The 2,273-nt window shown below is 57.4% G+C and carries 3 protein-coding genes; all 3 read right to left on the reverse strand.

Annotated features, from left to right (window positions below):
• Nucleotides 1-315: 315 nt before the first annotated feature.
• The 3 genes from LNV23_RS23760 to LNV23_RS23770 are packed head-to-tail and all read right to left on the reverse strand — an operon-like array spanning nt 316 to nt 1,674.
• A complete protein-coding gene (locus LNV23_RS23760) occupies nt 316-816 on the reverse strand; it encodes a hypothetical protein (RefSeq protein WP_263565225.1) in 501 nt (166 codons plus the stop codon).
• 13 nt (nt 817-829) lie between these two features.
• The gene (locus LNV23_RS23765) at nt 830-1,450 is read right to left on the reverse strand and encodes an RHS repeat-associated core domain-containing protein (protein ID WP_263565226.1); all 621 of its coding nucleotides are present in this window, start codon (nt 1,448-1,450) and stop codon (nt 830-832) included.
• Nucleotides 1,447-1,674: a hypothetical protein gene (locus LNV23_RS23770; RefSeq protein ID WP_263565227.1), complete on the reverse strand. Its 228-nt coding sequence runs from the start codon at nt 1,672-1,674 to the stop codon at nt 1,447-1,449. Before LNV23_RS23770 ends, LNV23_RS23765 begins: the two co-directional genes overlap by 4 nt.
• Between the last annotated feature and the right edge of the window lie 599 nt (nt 1,675-2,273).

Genomic DNA, 2,273 nt, shown 5'->3' on the forward strand with positions numbered 1-2,273 from the left:
ACCAGGCTGCCGGAGCTCAGCTCGGCCAGGCGGCCTTCGTGTTTGTAGACGGCCGTTTAGGCAAAGTCGCTTGAGGGTCAGGACTTGCCTACAGGTTCAATGCCTGACCCCACAGCCCTCGTGACCCCATCGCCCTCGACTGACCCCACCGCCCCGACCCCGCCGTCCCGCGTAGGCTGCAATGAACCCGAACTCATGTCGAGGGTCAGGTCTTGCCTTGAAAGTTAAGGTCTAACTCTCTGCCTCCCAGACCTGCCCCCGAACTCGCCGAATTCGGGGGTAAGACTCAATCGCCCGAATTCGGTGCTGCAGCGCCTACTGCTGCGCAATACGCGCTGCAGCATAGGCGTCAAGGCACGCCAAGCCATTTGCAGTTGCGGCAAGTCGGCTCATCTTGCGTAAGGCCAACACGCGTCGGTCGATTTCGGCGGTGAGTTTCGATGAAGGATGCATTTCGGCGTAGGCATCCACAGCGCACAAGCTTTTCACGTGACTCTCCGGAACGAGGGATAGAAGCTTCTCAGGACAACGTCCCATTGCCAGCTCCAGCGAATACAGGTGCCCCTGAAGGGCCTCGAGATTGGTCGTATCAAGCAACCGAACACTGAGACGAAGTGCACCAACATCGCATTGCCGAACCAAGCGCCCAAGTGGCGCCATCTTCGTTTCCCAGTTCGCAGAGAGATAGCCGTTCACTGCCGCAACATTGCTCTTGGTAACTCGCTCTCGGAGGTTGACGACAAGTGAGTCAGCAGCGGCTCTCAAGCCCAGCAGACCGACTATCGCCCCGGCGAGCAGGGCCCGAGTTGTGTTCATATGGTTGGCAGTCCTAGTTCCGAATCACGTGAACGATCACGTTCTTGTTGCACTGGTTCTCGACCATTTCCCACAGACGTTCGCAATAGTCGCCACGAGCGGTGATGCAGCCTGCAGACCCTCGATTGGTGTCGCTTCTTGACTGCCCGTAGCTTTGGCAGTGCATGTGAACATAGTCAGCGATAGGCATACCGCCTTTCGCTGGATTTGGGCCGGTCGTAGGAATCGCACCGTTGTTGTTCAGAACGACACCAGGCCCCCGCTTTCCAACGCTGGGAAAGCCATGAGCGGCTCTTCCATAGGTCCCATAATAGGTGCCATCGACGATGCCAGGGCTGCCGTACTTGACATCAGGGAACGAGTTCGCCGGGAAGGTCATGAAGTCGGGCGATTCAGGTGAATCGTTCGACGCCGAACCTGCCGCGCCCCAGGTAGGACCATCTTTGCCATTGCCTGTGCTTTGAACAATGTAGATGTGGGCAGGCAGGCACATCGTGTTGCCCCACCGATCAAGCCCTAGCGGATCGCTGTAACTGACCGGGTTCCCCTCGACATAGCTGTAGGTATTGGAGCCCCCCCAGAGCCAAAGAGGATCTGACTGGGTATACCGGTCGGTACTTTCGTCGTAAATCATTCAACGGTCGACTCGCGCGTAAAAAGAACCCTCCCGGCAAGGTATCCAAGTACAAAGTACTGAAAACAACCCGCCAGAATGAGCACTATCCATTCACCAACGCGCCTGCCGTCGTCGCCATACGGTCCAAGCCAATCCAGAATCGGACGCGCTGCTGTAAAGGCGATCATGGACGTTGGGAAAGACCAGAACGCTGCGGCGACTTGGGTTCCAGCGTCATTCATTGCGACAGCTCGTGCAATGCAGTACAGCACGTACAGAAAATACGGCAGGGAAAGCAGGAGTCCTAGGCGAGCGGGTCTCATACGGCCTTACCAGGGAGAAGTAGGGAGTCGCGCAACCTGCGACCCGAACCATGAGCGCATCAAGAGGGCAGAGTTCAAATGGTTTGGCAGCAATGCGGTGTTCAGTCCCTGCATGCCACCGGCTCTGAGCAAACTCGTCGCCGCATTGGCACAGTTTGTCGATGTGCTTCCATCCGGGAACGCTGACCACCTAGCAGTACCGCGAGATGCCGCGCCAGCAACATCTAAAGCAGCCTCATTCGGGAGGCTCACCTGATACACATAGTCCGCTGGGCGCCCCTCAGCCCGAACCGTATCGAGCCAAGTCAGTGTCGTGTTTGCACCCTCAATACCGTGAGGCGTCGGAAATTGGCTGGTTAGCGTCGTTCCATTGAGCTCACCGGTCCAAACGTGTCCTACCGAAGCCTGGGCGAATCTGGAGGTCCACACAGCGACGATTACATCGCGCAGGCCCATTGGGTCCGCACGACTTATAGAATTCCCCCCAACATAGCTATAGGTATTGATTCCTCCCGCCA

The sequence above is a fragment of the Kinneretia sp. DJ1R-11 genome, assembly GCF_025717595.1.
Lineage (GTDB): Bacteria > Pseudomonadota > Gammaproteobacteria > Burkholderiales > Burkholderiaceae_C > Paucibacter_A.

Bases quoted from the DNA above. Each gene is read 5' to 3' on its own strand.
- LNV23_RS23760 (WP_263565225.1), bottom strand. From the start codon at position 816: ATGAACACAACTCGGGCCCTGCTCGCCGGGGCGATAGTCGGTCTGCTG.
- LNV23_RS23770 (WP_263565227.1), bottom strand. From the start codon at position 1,674: ATGAATGACGCTGGAACCCAAGTCGCCGCAGCGTTCTGGTCTTTCCCA.
- LNV23_RS23765 (WP_263565226.1), bottom strand. From the start codon at position 1,450: ATGATTTACGACGAAAGTACCGACCGGTATACCCAGTCAGATCCTCTT.